An 18,259-nucleotide genomic window follows, 5' to 3' on the forward strand; every position below is an offset into this window, starting at 1 on the left:
TTTTTCAGGCAAATGTGCATCATTCATAAGCAAAAATCGTAAAAATATGAAAATTGTAACCGTCTGATTTTGTTAGCAAAACAACTGTAGTTACTTGTAAGCCATAAATCTCTGCCCCCTGACCTCTGACTTCTGACCTCTGACTTCTGACCTCTGACCTCTGCCTCCTGTCCTCAACAGGTAGTACATACATCGATACAACTGTCCTCTGAAACAAAGGAGTAATCTATTTCCAGGGTATACATGTCCAAACCACCATCCAGCACATAAAGCTGCTTCGCCCCCTTGGATTTTAGAAGCCTTGCAGCTGAGTAGGCTTTGGCAGAAGTCTGCGAGTAAAGCACCAGTGGGGTAAATCTGGGGATTTCCATCATCCTTTTGCTCAACTGCTCCACTGGAATATTGGTAGCTCCAGGAATCCTGTTCAGAGAAAACTGTTCACTGCCCCTTACATCTAACAGAAAAAACTCAACACCATTATCTGCTGACTCTTTTAACTCGTCAGGAGTGATGCCGAAAATACCAGGACTCAACTTGTTTTCCAGAATCCTGGCGCACCTGAAAAGAGGATTAACACCCAAATCATCCCAGGGCAGTTGGACTTCCTGCATTTTTTCTAAAGATGCCTGGCAACTGATGAGACAGGAAGCATGGCCCGCCAGTTTCGACGCCTCAGGACCTATTGCTTCCAAGCCGAGAATCAACTTACTGTCTTTATTTATTACCAGGTTTAAAGCATGTTTGGCATTTTTACTGATATTATCCCTGTCACATGCCAGGGCAAATTCAGTCTTTTGTTTTTCAGTTCTAAGCTCCTGAGTACCAGCATTAGAAGTTGCAACCGACAAGTCTCCCATATTCCAGAATTTTGTTCTTTCAAATGAACAACTGAAACTTTCATCCCTGAGTGCGGCCTCAGCCATTTTTAAAGTCTGAGAAACAGCTGATTCAGGCCCTTCGCCAAAATGTATATCATCCTGGCCATATAATGGATTAAGAGCTACTGATGCAGGATTACATTGAATGATTGAAGGGTTTTGCAGGTTTGAAGATTCAGCATTCAGTCCGTAGGCAGCAAGCTTAGTGGTATCGCAATCATATTCACCTGGCAAAAAAATCTGTTTGTCCCTGTAACTATAACCGCTTGTTTCCAGTGCTTCCTGCCAGTGATCTGGAGACTTGGCTTTAACAGTTTTGATCCCGATACCATTCAATCTCTGATCTAAGAAAAACTGCATTTGGGGGCTCAAAACATCTTCAGATCTTATCCAGCAGAATTTTTTTCCACCCCGCACCAGCACCTGAACAAGGCTTAGATCCTGAGAAAAAACCACAGGGTCGGTTAGAGACTCCCAGTTATGCACGAGGTAATCAATACAAGAGTCTGAAGGCCAGATGTGCGCATTATCGGGCACAGGCATTTTAGACCTGACAGTCCAGGGGATCAACACCAGGGCTTTATCAATAACATAAGACATGTGTCCAATAGTAGATAAAAAGGATATCTCCCTTTCTGCAGGGTCAATTCGAACTCTTTTAATTTTTTTGGGTATCAGCCCAATACTTTTCTGGTGATTCTCAAAGTCAACCTTCAGGGCAGCCCTCAGCTTTGACCATTCATCAGGCAATGTTTTAGACCTGACGAGCAAACTGAGGAGTTCCCAGGGATATTTATCCATTGACGTATCAGAAACCCAGAGTAAATCTGCCTTGGGGTACTTTCTGGCAGCCAGAGCCGCAACCTTGGAAGCACGGTATCCTTCTCCAACAACTACAATCCTTTTCATTATTCTCCACCGATAAATGATTTAAATGTAAGTACCAGCAAAGGCATCCCGTCACAATGTTCTCCTGAGACACAAGAATGCCCCCGACTATTGACAATATCAGTTGACCCCAAAAACACAACCTGAAATTTACTCCGCCCTGAAGATGTTTCTTGACCGTATTTTTTCCTAAGTGTATAGCCAAACAATCTGCAACACGAGGGAGGCAATAATATGTTTGGTATAGGAATGACCGAGTTAATCATCATCCTGGTAATAATCCTGGTTATATTTGGGGCTAACAAACTACCTGAAATTGGATCTGGCATGGGCAAGGCCATCAAGAACTTCAAAAAAGCAACTACTGAGCCTGAAGAAATTGATGTGACTCCTGAAGACAAAAAAGAGGCCAGCAACAAGACTCAGAAAAAAGAAGACAGCTGATACAAGCAAACTAAAAAACCGGGGTTATCCCCGGTTTTTTAGTTTTTACCGTTATTACTCACATTTTTTTGCACTCTGAATTGCCTGTTGCCTTGTCTATAAAAAGCTGAACCCGATCAAAACATATCTGATGCCAGAAAAAATTGTCAAAAAGCCTACAATATAGACCAGAAAAGCGGTTAGAGTAAGCAGCCCGGATATGGCGTATGTATGGGCCACCATTGCTACAAGGAGCAGGGTTATTTGAAAAAAGGTGTTTAACTTGCTGTCCATGGTGGGGCTGATTTTATTCTTAACATTCACACCATAGAGATGAAGGACAAAAAGCCCGCCAATAACTATTAGATCTCTGGTAAACACCACGACAATAAGCCAGAAAGGCACCCAGCCCTGGACTCCTAGACAGACAAAAGCAGTAAGCAGTAAAAATTTGTCTGCCAGAGGGTCAATCATTGCACCGAGACGCGATCTCTGATTCAGCACCCTGGCCAGAAATCCATCCAGACCATCAGTAATTCCTGCTGTTATAAACAGGACCAACGCCAGAACATAATTTTCTCCAAAAAAAGCAACTACAAATGCCGGTGTAATAAATATCCTCAAAACTGTAAGCACATTGGGGATAGTCCAGTTGGAATCATAAAAGGCATTCATTTTATATCGCAATTTAAATATCCTCGCAAACTTTCAAAGCTCAGCGTAAACACTATATTACTACAGCGAGACTTTATTCAAGGTTAGAAGCTCCTCACCCGGGCGGACCGAGAGCGAACCTGCGAGTAACTGTCTTTAAAGTGGAGCCTGCATCCTGCAAACACCCGGTTGGAAATTGGGACAGTCCCCGCGAGGTACTATAAAAAAGATTGATGCTGCATTGGTTCCTGAAAGAAATTTGCTTTGATGAAAAAAACTACACAGCGAGGGACAGTCCCCCTCCGGGCTGTAAGCCTCCGGGCAGGAAGCTGTGCCAGGCGCAAAGTTCCCATCTTTGACGGAATTTTTCAGGCAAATGTGCATCAATCATAAGCAAAAATCGAAAAAAATGAAAATTTTAACCGTTTGATTTTATTATCAAAACTATTCTAGTTACTTGTAAGGGGACTGGATCATTTGCCGCCGGATTTTCCGACTGTTTTTTACGATTTGAGGTCGGCAAAAGTGCCTGTCCCGGTGGCCAGGCAATAATCTACACAAAATGTCGCTGTAGTGCTGTTATGGTAAAGAAATTTCAAATTTAATATCCCTGCCGGAAAAGTAGCCCTCAAGCCTGGCTTGAAGAGAGTCAATACTCAAGGTTTGAACTATCCAGACTGCTTCCAGGTCAGGAATACCGGCAGTAACAGAAATAATCTTTCCATACTCGATTTCTCTTTCCCATGCCTTGAGCAAAGTATCAAAACTATGAATGCTGTCCATAGTTGTCCACCCGTTTGTATTCAGCACAACAGTATCCACAAAAAAGGCTTCAAAGTCAGAAAGGGAAAAAATAAATTCCCAGAGGTCAAACCATACATTAGAAAGGTCATAGCCTGAAGCGCTCATCTTATGCGAGCCGTATGCTATTGTTCCAGTCCAGCCTGTCTCTAAAGATCGGTTCAGGGACAGGCTTGTCCCTGCTTCAGAATCAACCACCACTCCTGTTACCATCTGGAGTTCCATCAGCCTGGCAAAGTCATCCGGAGAAGCCCCCCTTGTGCTCAGGTCATACGGCCATTGTGTTGAACCAGTATAATAGATCCCGATTCGCTGCAAAATATTTCTCAGTGTTTCAGTTTCCAGCAGAACCTGCATTTGCAAGTCCATTCCAGCATCATGTTCATTCCAGACAACACCACGATAAGCCTGAACAAGCGCTTCCACATCATCAATATGTTTCATCAGAGATGAGAGCCTGTCTTCACCCACAGGTTCAGGCATAATCCTGACTACTTCCTGACGCACAGCTTTCTGGAAACCCATGGATAAGGCTCTATCCCGCAACTGTGATGCTGAGGTTTGTAGCAAGGCTTCCTCATCAACTCTCAGTTCAACCGTCACTGCCTGCCATGCATAAGCTGGAGCGGTTAACAGAATTAGTAAAAAAGACATCATTAAAACACTTGCCCTGGGCAAAGTAATTATCATAAACAACCACCTGATTTTTATATCAAAGAAATAAATAACTTGAGAGTTAACAAGGAACTTGAGAAACAACAGTGAATTACGTTTCCAGCCGCCTCATATCAGGGCATCAAAATAGTAACATTACAACCATCCGCACTCCTGCTCAAGGCCTCAACAAACCTTTCAGAGCTTTCATCGCTTAGCATAATATCTGTATTATTATCGCCATGTGCTCCCATTGCCCTCAGCCACAAAGTCTGTCCGTCAGGCAGTGCCGGCCTGAAAAATCTTGCTGAATCTGTGTTGCGAATATAGTTAATCAAAGCTTTGGTGTTTGCCCTGTCCGGCCCCAGAGTGGATGCTCTGAAAAGCATGCTGCCCTGACCGTCAACTATTGCAGGCACTATAGCTGGGAAAATATCTACATCAGCCGTGTCTATAAAAACTCTGCATTGTCCGGCTAACACTGATTCAGAAGTACTCTTGACCCCTGATTCAGGCGAGACAAAAAACAATTCAGGTATGAAATGTCTTGTTTCACGGTCCTGCAAGTCAAGAACTACATAAACTTCCTTGAGAAACCTGGAACCTGGAACCCTTGTTCGATGAGCAACAACAATCTGACGGGTCAAATGGGACAGGGAAGATTTGACTCTCTGATCATTGTCTGCGATTTCGCCGACAGTACTGGAAGAATCTAAGTATATCCGGTTTAAATCATCATAAAGGTTTCTGGTTGCCCTGATCCTTGCCTGCCGCTCTGCCAGAATAGATTTCTGGGCCACATCTTCTCCTGAATTTGTGAAAGAGGATACTCCTGTTGATAAGATCCTGCTTTGTGTCCAATCCACCCTGGTAGCTTCATAACGTTGTATAAAACTATCATCCACAACCCCCTGTTGAGCTGATAAGGTGCTTACACAGCCAAAAAAGAAAAAAAACAGAAAAAAGAATTTCATCGCCATTTCCTTACACCCTTAACCCGGACCGCCGGTAACGTGCAACGTTTCCAGTCCGTTAAGCCTCGTTGTTGAACAGCTTGTATATATTTTGAATTTCTTCATGGTCAAGCCAGTGAACATTGTGATCTTTTCTAAACCAGGTAAGCTGTCTTTTTGCATAGGCCCTGGTACTTTTATACCAGTTGTCCATGGCCTGTTCCAGGCTTGCATCTCCCTTCAAAAAACTGATTATTTCACGACAGCCAATACCTGAAAAAGCAGGACAATTTTCATTATATCCGGATTTTTTCCAAGCCCTGCCAACCTCGTCCAAAGCACCTTTATCCATCATTTTATCAATGCGCAACCTGAGCCAGGGGGCAAGTTCAGTCAAGCCTTTTGTTATGCCGATTTTGAGGGCTTGAAAACGCGGAGTCTTGTTCTGATCTCTATGCCATTGGGAAAAAGTAACCCCAGTAGTTTTAAAAACAGCCAGTGCTCTGGATATTTTCTGTTTATCCTTAGAGCTTATTGTGGCGGAGTATTCAGGGTCTACTCTTTCCAGCTCATCTCTTAAGGGTTCAACTCCATATTTTTCAAGCTGATTCTTAAGCTCTTCAGCCACAGTTGGAGATATTTGAGGAATATCAGCCAGACCGTATATTAATGAACGTAGATAAAGACCAGTTCCCCCAACAAGAACTGGAAGATTGCCACGCTCATGAACAGTGGCAATGGTCTGAGTGGCCATATCTACAAATTTTCCGGCACTGACCCGGTCAAACAGGTTAAGAAAACCATATAAGTGATGAGGACAAATCAGCTGTTCTTCCGGTGAGGGTTGAGCAGTAACAACAGGCAGGTCGGCATATACCTGTCTGGAATCAAAGTTAATAATCTCTAACGGAATTTTACCGGCCATTTCCAAGGCCAGATCATTCTTGCCGCTGCCGGTTGGTCCAAGTATACATACTATCTCAAATTTTTCTTCCAGAAGTTGTGCAAGGGCACCACCCTTCAAACTCGTCTGATCATTCATATTCAAGATATCTTATCTTTGGGCTGATGACCGTATCGGGCATAAAGCCTCTTTTCAACATTAGGCGGGACAAGTCCTTTTATTTCCCCCCCAAGACGGGCAACATCCTTAATAATGGTAGAACTGATATAAAGCCATTTATATTCAGTCATAAGAAAAACTGTGTGGATATTCCGATCAAGACGTCTGTTCATCAATGCCATCTGAAACTCGTACTCAAAGTCCGCTACAGCCCGCATGCCGCGCAAAATGGCAACAGCCTTTCTTTCTTTTACATATTCCACCAGCAGTCCTTCAAATGGCTCAACTTTTATCCTGTCCTTGCCATCAAATATTTCCCTTGCCATCTCCACTCTTTCATCCAGAGTAAACAGAGGATTTTTGGGAGAATGCAACGCCACAGCTACCAGAATTTCATCAAATATATCCAGTCCGCGCAGTATTAAACTTACATGACCATTGGTCATGGGGTCAAAAGTACCCGGATAAACCGCAGACTTTACTGTTTTTTCCATATAAGAATCCTTGTCTGTCCATAACTTTTATCTTTAAGTAATAAAAGATGGTCTGAAAAGTGTACATTAATGTTTGGATCATTTTCTATTTCCGCACAAATCAAGCCATTATGCTTGACATGTGATCCTGTAATTAAAGACTGCATTACTGGTTCAAGTATATTTTTTCCATAAGGAGGATCAACAAAAATCAGATCAAACTCTCCATGATCTGACTTTTTCAAGAAGCTCAAAACATTATTTTTAATTACCTGAGCCTTACCGTCTGCAAGGCTTAAGGAGGCAATATTTTGCCTGATCAATGCGCAGGCAGAAGCACTGTTTTCAACAAACAACGCTTGGCTCCCTCCACGGCTTAATGTTTCAAAACCCAGAGAACCGCTACCCGCGAACAAGTCCAGCACTCTTGTTGTTTCCCAGACCAGGCCAGGTGCCTCAAGCATGGAAAAAAGAGCTTCCCTGACCTTGCCTGTAGCCGGTCTATAACCAGGACCAGATCCGGTTTTAAGCTGTCTGCCTTTAAGGCTGCCGGCAATAATTCTCATTCATTACTTATCATGTTTTGCAGTCAAACCCCATGATTTTGGGTTACTTACTAAAGTAATTGACATAAAATTTTAATCAATTATCAGTAGAGTTGGAATCTGAGTCAGCAAGATGTAAGGAGGAAATTATTTTGGACAAGATCGTTCCTGCTTCCAGGGCATCATCACGCATTTCCACCTGTTCAGTCCAGCTTTTGGAACTGACGATATTTTTATTATCAGCCAGTCTGCTGACCTTGCCCTGCAACTCCTCCAGAACATAGTCCCAATTGATTCTGGGCGATTCTAAGCCAGGCTCCATTCTCGACTCATAAACTCTGTTGGGTTTGAGCAGGCACTCTTCAAGATATTCAGGTATATGCACTTCGTGATCAAATTTCTCCCTGATTAATTCAGACAGTACTTTCTGGCTTTCATATTCTCCATGCATAAGAAAAACTTTCATGCCGTGATTCTGGAAGTGCGAAAGCCAGTCAAGGATATGGCTTTGACCAGCATGAGCAGAAAATCCATTAATGGTGAAAACTCTGGCCTTTACCGCCAGTTCTTCACCGAGAATTTTGATTGTTTTGGCTCCGTCCACAATTTTTCGTCCAGGAGTGCCTTTGGCCTGAAAGCCTACAAAGACTATACTTGCTCCCTTTTTCCAGATATTGTGTCGAAGATGATGCTTAACCCGGCCTGCATTAGCCATTCCACTGGCTGATATGATAATGGCCGGCCCCTTATAAGTATTAATACTCATAGACTGAGAAGCAGTTTCCATGAGCTTTAAATTTGGAAGCTTCAAGGGATCTTCGCCAGCCTTAAAAAACCCCCTGGTTTTGGAGTCAAAATAGCTGTAGTGCTTGCTGAATATCTGGGTAGCCCTTATGGCTAGAGGACTGTCCAAGAAGATGGGCATATCCTCTGGAAGCCTGCCTTCTTTATGAAGCAGATAGAAGGAATAAAGGACTTCCTGAGTTCTTTCCAGGGCAAAGGCTGGAATAATAACCTTTTGCCCCTCATTATAACTGTAATTAACAGCTTCAAGAAGTTCGTCCCGGCTCTGGTCTTCGTTCTTATGGTCCCTGTTTCCGTAGGTTGATTCCATAAATAAAAAATCAGCCACTTCAGAATAACTGGGATTGCGAACCAGGAGCTGATTGGGACGTCCCAGATCTCCGGAAAAAACCAGTTTGACCCTTTTATCATTCTCTTCTTGTATGCGGATTTCTATAATGGATGAACCCAGGATATGGCCGGCATCCTTATATAGAACATGGACCCCGTTACAAGGTGAGAACTCTTCATTGTACTCCACAGGATGGACCAGTTTCATGGCTTTAAAAACATCACCGGATTTATAAAGTGGCATTACACCCGGCTTCCCATGCCTGGAAAGTTTCTTGCTTTTCCATTCCGCCTCCATTTCCTGAATAAAAGCACTGTCTGTGAGCATGATCTCCAATAGATCCACAGTTGGTGGAGTAGCATATACTTTACCTTTGAACCCTTTTTGCACAAGCCTGGGCAGCAGTCCGCAATGATCAATGTGGGCGTGGGTAATCATTATGAAGCTGATACTGGCAGGATCGTATAGATCAATGTTCCAGTTTCTTTTTTCAATCTCACTGTTGCCCTGGTGCAGTCCACAGTCCACGGCAAATCTTTTTCCCTGAACTTCCATCATGTAGCATGAGCCGGTAACCCCTCTGGCAGCTCCTAAAAATCTGACTTTCATATTCACTTCCTTAAATATATTACCTCAGCACAGCTTACAAGTAACTGGAATCGGATTGTGGGCACAGCCCGCATTAGACTATATATCCTGGAAACCTTCTTTTCCAAGATAAACAGCCCTGCCTGAAAGATCATCCGGCAAAACCCCCTGGCTGTTGATCCATTGCCACAAGTGTGAAAAACACTTTTCACTGTCGCCAAAAGCTGCGTCCACCATAACGCACCTGAACACTCCGCACAAAGAGAACTCCATTGGACCGGAAGCAAACTCCCCTATACTCATCCCTTCTACCGCTTTGAAAACCCTGCTGAGCAGTCCAGAAAAGCAGTCATAATCACAGTCCCCTGACATAATGCATATTTTATTCTGATGAATGCGACCTACCCGATCGTAATTTCGCAAAGATTTACTTAAGAAGCGCAACACTTCTTTTTTGGCATGATCCACAAAATCCGGACTCAAACTGGCTTCCAGCCATTCACGTCCATTAAAATCAAGAACAGCAACAGACAACCAGCCCTTTTTCCGGCCAAGACGATTGACCTCACTTCGCAAATCTTTTTCTAATCCTGCCAGGTTCAGGGCATTGCTGTCAGGATCAAAATAAATCATATTTTTTAATCTTAAAAACTCATCAAGCCTGCGCAGACCATTTTTGGTTCTCCATCTGAGCTCACTGGAAAGCCATGGTTTGATGATAAAATCATCAGCACCTGCCATGTTTTCAACGATGGACTCTCTTTGCCATTCATGGCCCATCAGGATTATATGCGGTGTCTCCCTGCCCTCTTCTACCAGCCTTTTAGTCAGGATTCTGCAGAAATCCAGGCCGTCCAGGCCATTTTGATCCATTGAGGCCAGTATGACGCCATAGTACTCATCCTCCAAAAGAGTTAGAGCTTGAAAATGGGAATGCACCACAACCGTGCGCACATTTAAATTTTGCAGGTCTCGGACAATCTCCCGAGCCTCATATTTATCAGGTTCAATAATCAGGATAGTATGGATCATTTTTTCAAAAGTAATTTTTACATCTTTTTTTGTAATATTTTAGCACTGCAGCGACATTTTGTGTTAATTACTGCATCGGCCACCGGGAACAGGCAATACCGGACCCACTTGAGCTTCAAACGAGGCTTTAAACTTATTCTACTTTAAACAATCGGGAACTGGAAAATCCAGTCCCCATTCACCATACCACATGCAAATTGCCAGACTATTACCTTTTTTAAGCCTCTTTTATCTGCTGGCTTGTAACAGCCGGCAGTTCAACAACGAATACAGAGCCCTCCGGCTTGTTCCTTTTGACCCTGACATATCCGCCGTGATCAGAAACAATTGATTTGACAATGGCCAGCCCCAGACCGGTTCCTTCCTTTTTGCTGGAATAGTAAGGCTCAAACATTCTGGCCCTCTCTTCTGAAGTCAATTCAGGTCCATTATCAGCCACTTCCACAAATACTCTTTTGAGCTGAAAGTCATAATCTACAACAATTTCTACCTTACCCTGCTTTCTTGTGGACAGAGCTTCAGTTGCATTGAGCAGAAGGTTCATGAACACTCTTTTAAGGGCTTCACGATCAAAATTAAATTCTGGAATTTCGGAGATAAATTGTAATTTCCATTCTATTTTTCTATGGCTTTGCCTGAAAATGGAAACAACTTCTTCTAATAATGTATCCAAACGGTCAAGTTTGACTTTTACTTCAGGGAGCTTGGCAAAGGCTGAAAATTCTCGGACCATCTGCTGCAGATTCTCAACCTGCCTGATAATAAGGCTGGTGCACTCAGTAAAAGACTTGTCTGAAATAATTGCCGAAAATTTTTTATCTAACCTTTGTGTGGATAATTTGATTGGTGTCAGTGGATTTTTGATTTCATGGGCGATTCTTTGGGCTACTTCTCTCCATGCAGCCATGCGCTGCATTTTCTCAAGCTCTGTTATATCCTCAAAAACAGCCACAATCCCGTAAATATCACCCTTTTCTCCTCTGAGTATTACCGCATTTACCAGAATTTTGACCATCCTGCCATGAACTTCAATATCTAACTGTCTCTGCCACTGGGATTCCGGCAGATCTTTTAGTTGATTCAGTACGTCCCTGACTAAATTTCCATACTCTCCACCCACCAGGTCCAGGGGATGCCACCCCGTAAGTTTTCTGCTGTCCAGGCCAAGGATGAACTCTGCAGCCTTGTTGACAGTGGTGATTTTACCTTCCTGATCAACTGAAATAACTCCGGCTGTTATATTATCAAGCACAGCCTGCATATATCGCCCCCGAGCCTCGAGCTCTTCGTTCTGGGCCACCTGCATTGCATTTGCTTCTGTCAGATTCTTCCTGGTTTTTTCGAGATCCATGGCCATTTTATTGAAAGAACGAACCAGCATTCCAAGTTCATCGTCTGATTGATCCTCAAGACGGACACCAAGGTCACCCTTGGCAATGCGCTCCGTACCTTGAGCCAGAGCCATAACCGGCTGGGAAATTTCTCTGGAAAGTTTAAATCCGTACCAGATGGAACCAAAAATTATCAATAAAGTAATAACTCCAAGAATGGTATAAAGGGCTACCTTAAGAGGATATTTTATAGTTTCCAGTTTGCGGTATTCATCAATACCTCGCACAATACCTTCAAGCCTGGCTAAAAGGCCCTGATCAACTGTCTGCCCAATTATCAGAAAGCCAGTCCTGGCATCATCAACAGGCATTACCCCCAATACAAGATCTCCTGATTCACCTGACCACATCCCAGACCAGTAGACAGGCCTTTGCAGGAGATCCGACCAGGGAACAGCAGCTTTTAGATCAGGCCACCTTATGTTCCATTCCTGGGTGGCATGCCAGTTCTGCTCCTTCAACTCTGCATTAATGACTCCCAAGAGAGTCAGGTCATGCTCATCATGCTTCTTGGCTCTGAGAAAATTATCCATTCCCCTGCCACCCCAAAGATATTCATTCTGACGAATCTGCTGGATGGTGGATTCAGCACGTACCTCAAGGCCTTTTTTAACAGAGTTATAAAATATCTGACCCACTTCCAGTGACTGAGTCATGGAACTGGCAACCTGTTCCTGAAACCAGTAATCAACTGATGTCTGAACAAAACGCACTGCTATGAAAAACATTAATAAAACAGGAACGATGGACAGAGATACAAAGGCCATAACCAGCCTGGTTCTGAGTTTTGAGCCCAGCACCTTGCGCCTGCGTTCAATAATGAGCTTGAACACATTACGAGCCACCAGGAACAGCACAAGCAGCAGAAGAATAAAATTGAGATTAAAAAAGGCCAGAAACAGGTAGGAGTCAACCCCGAAGTATTGGAGTTCAATCCAGGTGAGCATGCCTATCAAGGCCACCGCACCAAGCGCAAGAAGAAGATCCCGGCGTTTTTTTCTTTTTTCTCTGGCCCATGAGGCAGTGTGGGTATGGGAATTGTCAGCCATTTATTCGTATACTCAAAAGTTCCACAGGGCCCCTTTTGGTGTATTTATAAGGATTCACCTGGCAAGGGGAACTTTCTTCTTTGTGCCCATTGTGTTTTAATGGTTCAAATATTTAACCTGGGTTGTGGTCAAGGTTCGTAATAAAGTTACAGAGAAAATTCCATTTCGTACCTTATTGCCTTAGCCAAATCCCATGACCAGAAAAAAAGCGTCCTTTTTATCCATTTAGGAACCCCTTTGGAAATGAGACGAATTTGAATCCTGACCACATACTTGCGTCCTGGTTCAAGTTCAATCAGAGGGGCAAGCGGGACATCAATACCTTCAAATATCTTTACAAAATCATATTCTTCAAAACTGTCCATAGTTTTGCGCTCATCAGGATAAAGCACAACATATTGTCCGCTAAGCAGATCTTTTTCCAGTCCCACCTCATGCTGCTGAGAGGATAATGGAAAGTCCGGAAAAAACATCCTTTTTTTCAGAAGCTTAACGTCATAGATAATGGCAAGCTTGGAGCCACTGTCTATATATGATTTCATGTAATTAAATTCTTCAACATCAATGGAAAACCTTGCTGTAAGGTATTCTCCGCGGGTATCAATGACAAAGCTCGAAAGCTCAAGGCTCTGCGCACTTCCACGTTGAGGAAGCAGCAGGCTGAAACAGAAGATTGCCAGGAAAATGAGTATATATCTAAATTTCATAATCGTAAGTATTGAAAGATTTACCCTGTGCAAACAGAAATTAATGAAGCTTCTCAAGCAAAAATATCAGCCATTGTATATAATTTACCAGGCTTTTGTTCAACAAGCCAGCTGGCAGCCCTGATGGCACCCTGAGCAAAAGTTTCTCTGGAGTGAGCCCTGTGCGTAACCTCGATTCTTTCTCCAGGACCAAGTAAGTAAACAGTATGATCACCCACAACATCACCGCCGCGCAGAGTTTGCACTCCAATTTCTGATTCCTGCCTTTCTCCAATAATACCCTTGCGGCAGAAAACTCCTTTTTCATCAAGGTCAAGCCCCTGACTGGCAGCCAGTACCTGAGCCAGCTTCAGCGCAGTGCCTGAAGGGGCGTCTTTTTTGAATTTGTGGTGAATTTCCATAAGTTCGAGATCGTACTTGTCCCCCAGCATATTGATAAGTTCTGGTAATATCCTGAGTAGAACATTGATGCCTACGCTCATATTAGGAGCCCAGAAAAGCCTGACCTGCCGGGCTGTTTTTTCCAGTTTTTCAAGCTCTTCAGAACTGAAACCGGTAGTTCCCATTACTGCTGCAGCTCCTGTATCAGCACAGATTGCGGCAACATCCATGCTGACTTCAGGAGATGTAAAATCTATAACAACACAATTCTCATTCTTGGTAAGAAGTTCATGCAGATTATCACTTACCATACAGTTATATTGCTCAAGGCCTTCAACGTTACCCTGTCTTTCAACAACACCGGCCAGACTAAGTTCAGGGTTCTGCTTGACAAGTCCGGCAATGGTCGTTCCCATTCGGCCTTTAGCACCTGTTACAACAATATTTGTTTTCATGGATTATCTCCTTATTTTTTTGCAAGTAGGCAGTTAAATTTATAGCTATTCCCCCCGGACCCATAAGCGCTGACTTAAACCATAGTCATTCTCGTAAATTTAGCGTCTATGCCCCCTGGCCCCGGATTACTCCAGCAGATTCAACAACCCCTGCTCATCAATAATCTCCAAATTCAAATTGCGGGCTTTTTGCAGTTTCGATCCTGGTTTATCTCCCACAACCACATAATCAACATTCCTGGAAATAGAGTTCACAACCTTGCCTCCAGCTTCCTCCACCCTTGACTTGGCTTCATCCCGGGTCATGTTGGCCAATCCTCCGGTAAATAGAAACTTTTTTCCCTCCAACTGCGCGGCAATCAAATGTTCCTGCTGTTGTTCAGGCCAGACTCCAAGGGCTTTAAGCTCAGCCAAAAGCTCAATATTATCCTGATTTCTAAAAAATTCAGCAATGGCAGAAGCCATTTCCGGACCAATATCCTGAATATTCTGTAATTCCTGTTCATGAACCTGAGCCAGCTTATCAAGACTGTGATATTTCCTGGCCAGAACTTTGGAAGTTTGTTCTCCAACATGTCTGATCCCCAGGGCATTTATGAGTCTGTCCAAGGTAACATTCTGCCCGGAAGCAGAAATAGCATTAATTAGATTTTCAGCAGATTTTTCACCCATCCTGTCTAAGGAAAGCAGATCATCTCTTTTCAAACGAAAAACATCTGTAATCCTTTTGACCAAACTTTTGTTAATCAGGATATTGATCCATTTTTTACCTAAACCATCAATATCCAGACCTTTTTTGCTTGCAAAATGTATCAGACCCTGCTCCAGTTTGGCTGGACAGGATGCGTTCACACACCTCCAGGCGACTTCATTTTTTAATTTTGCAACCCTGGTTCCGCAGGATGGGCAAATCTCAGGAAATACAAATTCCCTTTCCTGACCAGTCCTTTTTTCTTTTAGAGGCCGTACTACTTCTGGAATGACATCTCCGGCTCTTTGCACGACCACCATGTCTCCGATTTTTAAATCCTTGACTCTGATTTCATTTTCATTATGCAGGGTTGCCCTTGCAACCATTACTCCTCCGACATTGACAGGATCAAGAAGAGCAACAGGAGTCAATACTCCGGTTCTGCCCACCTGGATGTGAATATCTTTTAGCCTTGTGAATTCCTGTGAGGCCGGAAATTTAAATGCCACGGCCCAGCGTGGAGATCGTGCAGTAAAGCCCAGGTGCTGCTGCATGGAGATGGCATTGACTTTAATTACCAGGCCATCGATATCAAACGGGTAATCCTGCCTCTGTGACAGCTGCTTCTCATAATAGTTCTGAATTTCATGAATATCGGCACAGATGGTACCCTGGGGAACTACAGGCAGGCCAAGCTGCTTCAAATCATGACTGATCATGCTTTGCTCAGTCCACCTGAAGCCGTCCTTGAAATTGGCAGTACCAATGCCATATGCAAAAAACAAAAGCGGACGCGATGCAGTAACTGAAGGGTTCAGCTGCCGCACAGATCCTGCTGCCGCATTACGAGGATTGGCAAAAACCTTCTCATTTTTCTCCATTTTGAGCGCATTGAGCTTTTCAAAATCATTGCGGCGCATGATTATTTCTCCACGCACTTCAAGATAATCCGGCATATTATGTGTGGAAACAAGCTTTAATGGCAAATTTTTGATTGTTCTGATATTGTTGCTAATGTCTTCGCCTACAAGGCCGTCTCCTCTCGTGGAAGCAGCAGCAAAGGCTTTGTTTTCATATATCACCTCCACTGCAAGGCCATCCAGTTTTGGTTCTACCCAGAATTCAGGCTCTGTATCATGATGCTGCTTTCTGATTCTGTTGATAAAAGCCTGCACTTCTTCAATGGAAAAACTGTTCTCAAGGCCATACATAGGTATGGTATGAGAGCGCGGAGCAAAGGCTGAAGTCTGTTCACCACCAACTTTTCTGCTCGGTGAGTCAGGATCGGCAAATTGAGGATACTTTTCCTCAAGCTCCACAAGTTCCTGAAAAAGCTGATCATACTCTGGATCAGTGATCTCTGGATCATCAAGGACATAATAGCGGTGATTGTGATACTCAATGAGTTTTCTAAGCTCAGATATCCTTGCTTGAACTCTATTCACAGAAGTATCTGTCATAAAAATTCTGCCTGTTAAATTAATAAGCGCCTAAGCCCTGACCTGACCCTGTCCGTAGACCACAAACTTGGTACTGGTAAGCTCTTTGATGCCCATGGGACCATAGGCGTGAATCTTGGAAGTGGAAATTCCTATTTCAGCTCCCAGGCCAAATTGTCCGCCGTCATTAAATCTTGTGGAAGCATTTACCAGTACTGCAGACGCGTCAACTTCACGAACAAAACGCATGGCCGCATTATAATCCTTAGTCAAAATGGCTTCTGAATGGTTAGAGCCATATTGTGCAATATGGTCCTGAGCCTCATCCTGATCTCCAACCACCTTTACAGCAAGAATAAGATCTAAGAATTCATAACCCCAGTCTTTGTTTGTTGCAGGTGAAGCAGTCTGTCCGAGCTGGGACATGGATTCCTGGCAAGCCCTGAATCTCACTCCATTAAGGCCAAGTTTCTGAGCAACCATGGGAAGCAGAACTCCGGCTATTTTTCTGTTGACCAGCAAACATTCTAAAGCATTGCAGACTCCCGGACGCTGAACTTTGGCATTATAGATTATATCCAAAGCTTCCTCTGCGTCAGCATCTTCATGAACATAAATATGGCAAACCCCTTTATAATGCTTAAGCACAGGCATGGTGGCATCATTGACCACAGCCCTGATAAGCCCTTCCCCGCCTCTTGGAATGACAACATCTATATATTCATCTAATTTGAGCATAACCTTTACAGCTTCCCGGTCAGCAGTAGGCAAAGCCACTACACCATTTTCAGGCAGTCCGGCAGCTTTCAAGGCCTGAGAAATGAGCCCTGTCAGACATTTGTTGGAGTTAAAAGCTTCAGAACCTCCCCTTAATATAACAGCGTTTCCTGCCTTGAGGCAAAGAATAGCTGAGTCAACAGTCACGTTGGGCCTTGACTCATAAATTATGGCCACAACTCCGAGAGGAACCCGCATCCGACCTACCATTATTCCAGAGGGCCTTCTGATCATTCCATCTATGGCCCCAACAGGATCCTGCATGGCAGCAACTTCTTCACAGGCTGAAGCCATGGATTCAACTACAGCCGGTGTAATTTCAAGGCGTTCAAGGCGGGCCTTGTCCAAACTGTTTTGTCTGGCCTGTTCAAGGTCAACCTCATTGGCTGCGGTTATTTCTTTCTGACTTGAACGTAAAAGATCGGCAAGCACAAGAAGCGCTTTGTCTTTTTTTGCACCTTCAGCAGAGGATAGTTGTCTTGACGCCTTACGGGCCTGAAAAGCTGTATTTTCTACCTGTTCTTTTATTGTCATACATAACCTCCTTAAAATACATGTTGACAAAAGCAATAATGATCATGACCCGGATCTTCAGCCTTCAGCCTAATTCAAGATCATTGTTTCAGTTGGGCTGTGGGCCGGAATGGCTGTAAATTATGTTAGCCCTAATATTTCTGGACCAGAACTACGCCCAGAATAAGAAATAAAACTCCTGCAACCCTCCATATGCTCACTGGCTGCACAGGGTAACCTATTAATCCAAAATGGTCCAGAATTAGTGAGGCAGCCATTTGAGCAGTGATAAGTGAAGCCAGCAGAGTAACAGCTCCGAGTTTTGGAGCAAGAATGATGGTTGTAGTGACAAAAAAGGCTCCCAGTATACCACCTGTCCACATCCACAGAGGAAGCCTTGACAGTAAGTTAATTCCAGGCATCGGGGTTCGCAAAGCCAGACAAACAGCTGCAAGAAATAGAGCTCCAATAAAAAAAGATATAAAAGCGGCCATGACCGGACTGCGCAGCTGGGCCCCAAGAAGCGCATTGACACCAGCCTGAACCGGCATCATTATTCCGGCAGCCATAGCCCATAAGAGGTAAAATATTTTCATAAATTATCCTGTTGTTTCCCCCCTGAATAGTTCCAGCAGCCTGCAAGATGCAGGCTCCACTATAAAGACAGTTACTCACAGGTTCGGTCCCCTTGCCGCCCAGGGGAGGAGCTTACAAGTAACTAGAATCGTTTTGATAATAAATTCAAATGGTTACAATTTTCACATTTTTA

16 protein-coding genes are annotated in these 18,259 nt (G+C 43.7%); 1 reads left to right on the forward strand and 15 read right to left on the reverse strand.

The genetic code is table 11. The features are described 5' to 3' along the window. Nucleotides 1–173: 173 nt before the first annotated feature. Nucleotides 174–1,787, reverse strand: coding sequence for a rhodanese-like domain-containing protein (locus LZ23_RS19145; RefSeq protein ID WP_045216826.1), 1,614 nt, complete (start codon nucleotides 1,785–1,787; stop codon nucleotides 174–176). 213 nt (nucleotides 1,788–2,000) lie between these two features. On the opposite strand from LZ23_RS19145, the gene LZ23_RS19150 reads away from it, so the two are divergent. Continuing rightward, entirely contained in the window at nucleotides 2,001–2,210 is a 210-nt protein-coding gene (locus LZ23_RS19150; protein ID WP_045216827.1) for a twin-arginine translocase TatA/TatE family subunit, read from the forward strand. A 96-nt stretch (nucleotides 2,211–2,306) separates the two neighbouring features. On the opposite strand, the gene LZ23_RS19155 is transcribed toward LZ23_RS19150, so the two are convergent. The 14 genes from LZ23_RS19155 to LZ23_RS19220 form a co-directional block, all read right to left on the reverse strand. Beyond that, nucleotides 2,307–2,876: a CDP-alcohol phosphatidyltransferase family protein gene (locus LZ23_RS19155; RefSeq protein ID WP_232300545.1), complete on the reverse strand. Its 570-nt coding sequence runs from the start codon at nucleotides 2,874–2,876 to the stop codon at nucleotides 2,307–2,309. Nucleotides 2,877–3,422: 546 nt separating this feature from the next. Further along, on the reverse strand, nucleotides 3,423–4,334 hold the full coding sequence (locus tag LZ23_RS19160; RefSeq protein WP_045216830.1) for a hypothetical protein: 912 nt from the start codon (nucleotides 4,332–4,334) through the stop codon (nucleotides 3,423–3,425). Nucleotides 4,335–4,432: 98 nt separating this feature from the next. After that, on the reverse strand, nucleotides 4,433–5,272 hold the full coding sequence (locus LZ23_RS19165; protein WP_045216831.1) for a TP0624 family protein: 840 nt from the start codon (nucleotides 5,270–5,272) through the stop codon (nucleotides 4,433–4,435). A gap of 58 nt (nucleotides 5,273–5,330) precedes the next feature. Beyond that, the gene (miaA, locus tag LZ23_RS19170; protein WP_052507530.1) at nucleotides 5,331–6,293 is read right to left on the reverse strand and encodes a tRNA (adenosine(37)-N6)-dimethylallyltransferase MiaA; all 963 of its coding nucleotides are present in this window, start codon (nucleotides 6,291–6,293) and stop codon (nucleotides 5,331–5,333) included. Nucleotides 6,294–6,295: 2 nt separating this feature from the next. Beyond that, a complete protein-coding gene (gene coaD / locus LZ23_RS19175; protein WP_045216833.1) occupies nucleotides 6,296–6,808 on the reverse strand; it encodes a pantetheine-phosphate adenylyltransferase in 513 nt (170 codons plus the stop codon). Beyond that, nucleotides 6,793–7,353 (reverse strand): 16S rRNA (guanine(966)-N(2))-methyltransferase RsmD, encoded by a 561-nt coding sequence (gene rsmD, locus LZ23_RS19180; protein WP_045216834.1) that lies wholly within the window; start codon nucleotides 7,351–7,353, stop codon nucleotides 6,793–6,795. Before rsmD ends, coaD begins: the two co-directional genes overlap by 16 nt. Nucleotides 7,354–7,429: 76 nt before the next feature. Beyond that, complete coding sequence (locus LZ23_RS19185) at nucleotides 7,430–9,076, reverse strand: MBL fold metallo-hydrolase RNA specificity domain-containing protein (RefSeq protein ID WP_045216836.1); 1,647 nt, start codon at nucleotides 9,074–9,076, stop codon at nucleotides 7,430–7,432. 78 nt (nucleotides 9,077–9,154) lie between these two features. Beyond that, the gene (locus tag LZ23_RS19190; protein ID WP_045216838.1) at nucleotides 9,155–10,087 is read right to left on the reverse strand and encodes a response regulator; all 933 of its coding nucleotides are present in this window, start codon (nucleotides 10,085–10,087) and stop codon (nucleotides 9,155–9,157) included. A 217-nt stretch (nucleotides 10,088–10,304) separates the two neighbouring features. Beyond that, the gene (locus LZ23_RS19195) at nucleotides 10,305–12,527 is read right to left on the reverse strand and encodes a sensor histidine kinase (RefSeq protein WP_045216839.1); all 2,223 of its coding nucleotides are present in this window, start codon (nucleotides 12,525–12,527) and stop codon (nucleotides 10,305–10,307) included. A 146-nt stretch (nucleotides 12,528–12,673) separates the two neighbouring features. Continuing rightward, nucleotides 12,674–13,234, reverse strand: a complete 561-nt coding sequence (locus tag LZ23_RS19200) for a DUF4390 domain-containing protein (protein WP_045216841.1) — start codon at nucleotides 13,232–13,234, stop codon at nucleotides 12,674–12,676. A gap of 53 nt (nucleotides 13,235–13,287) precedes the next feature. Further along, on the reverse strand, nucleotides 13,288–14,070 hold the full coding sequence (gene dapB, locus LZ23_RS19205) for a 4-hydroxy-tetrahydrodipicolinate reductase (protein WP_045216843.1): 783 nt from the start codon (nucleotides 14,068–14,070) through the stop codon (nucleotides 13,288–13,290). A 126-nt stretch (nucleotides 14,071–14,196) separates the two neighbouring features. Further along, the gene (gene ligA / locus LZ23_RS19210) at nucleotides 14,197–16,221 is read right to left on the reverse strand and encodes an NAD-dependent DNA ligase LigA (RefSeq protein ID WP_045216844.1); all 2,025 of its coding nucleotides are present in this window, start codon (nucleotides 16,219–16,221) and stop codon (nucleotides 14,197–14,199) included. A 30-nt stretch (nucleotides 16,222–16,251) separates the two neighbouring features. Beyond that, nucleotides 16,252–17,511, reverse strand: coding sequence for a glutamate-5-semialdehyde dehydrogenase (locus LZ23_RS19215; RefSeq protein ID WP_045216846.1), 1,260 nt, complete (start codon nucleotides 17,509–17,511; stop codon nucleotides 16,252–16,254). Between the two features lie 131 nt (nucleotides 17,512–17,642). Beyond that, nucleotides 17,643–18,086, reverse strand: a complete 444-nt coding sequence (locus LZ23_RS19220) for a DMT family transporter (RefSeq protein ID WP_045216848.1) — start codon at nucleotides 18,084–18,086, stop codon at nucleotides 17,643–17,645. Nucleotides 18,087–18,259: the final 173 nt, after the last annotated feature.

Origin of the sequence: Desulfonatronovibrio magnus, assembly GCF_000934755.1 — a bacterium.
Lineage (GTDB): Bacteria > Desulfobacterota > Desulfovibrionia > Desulfovibrionales > Desulfonatronovibrionaceae > Desulfonatronovibrio > Desulfonatronovibrio magnus.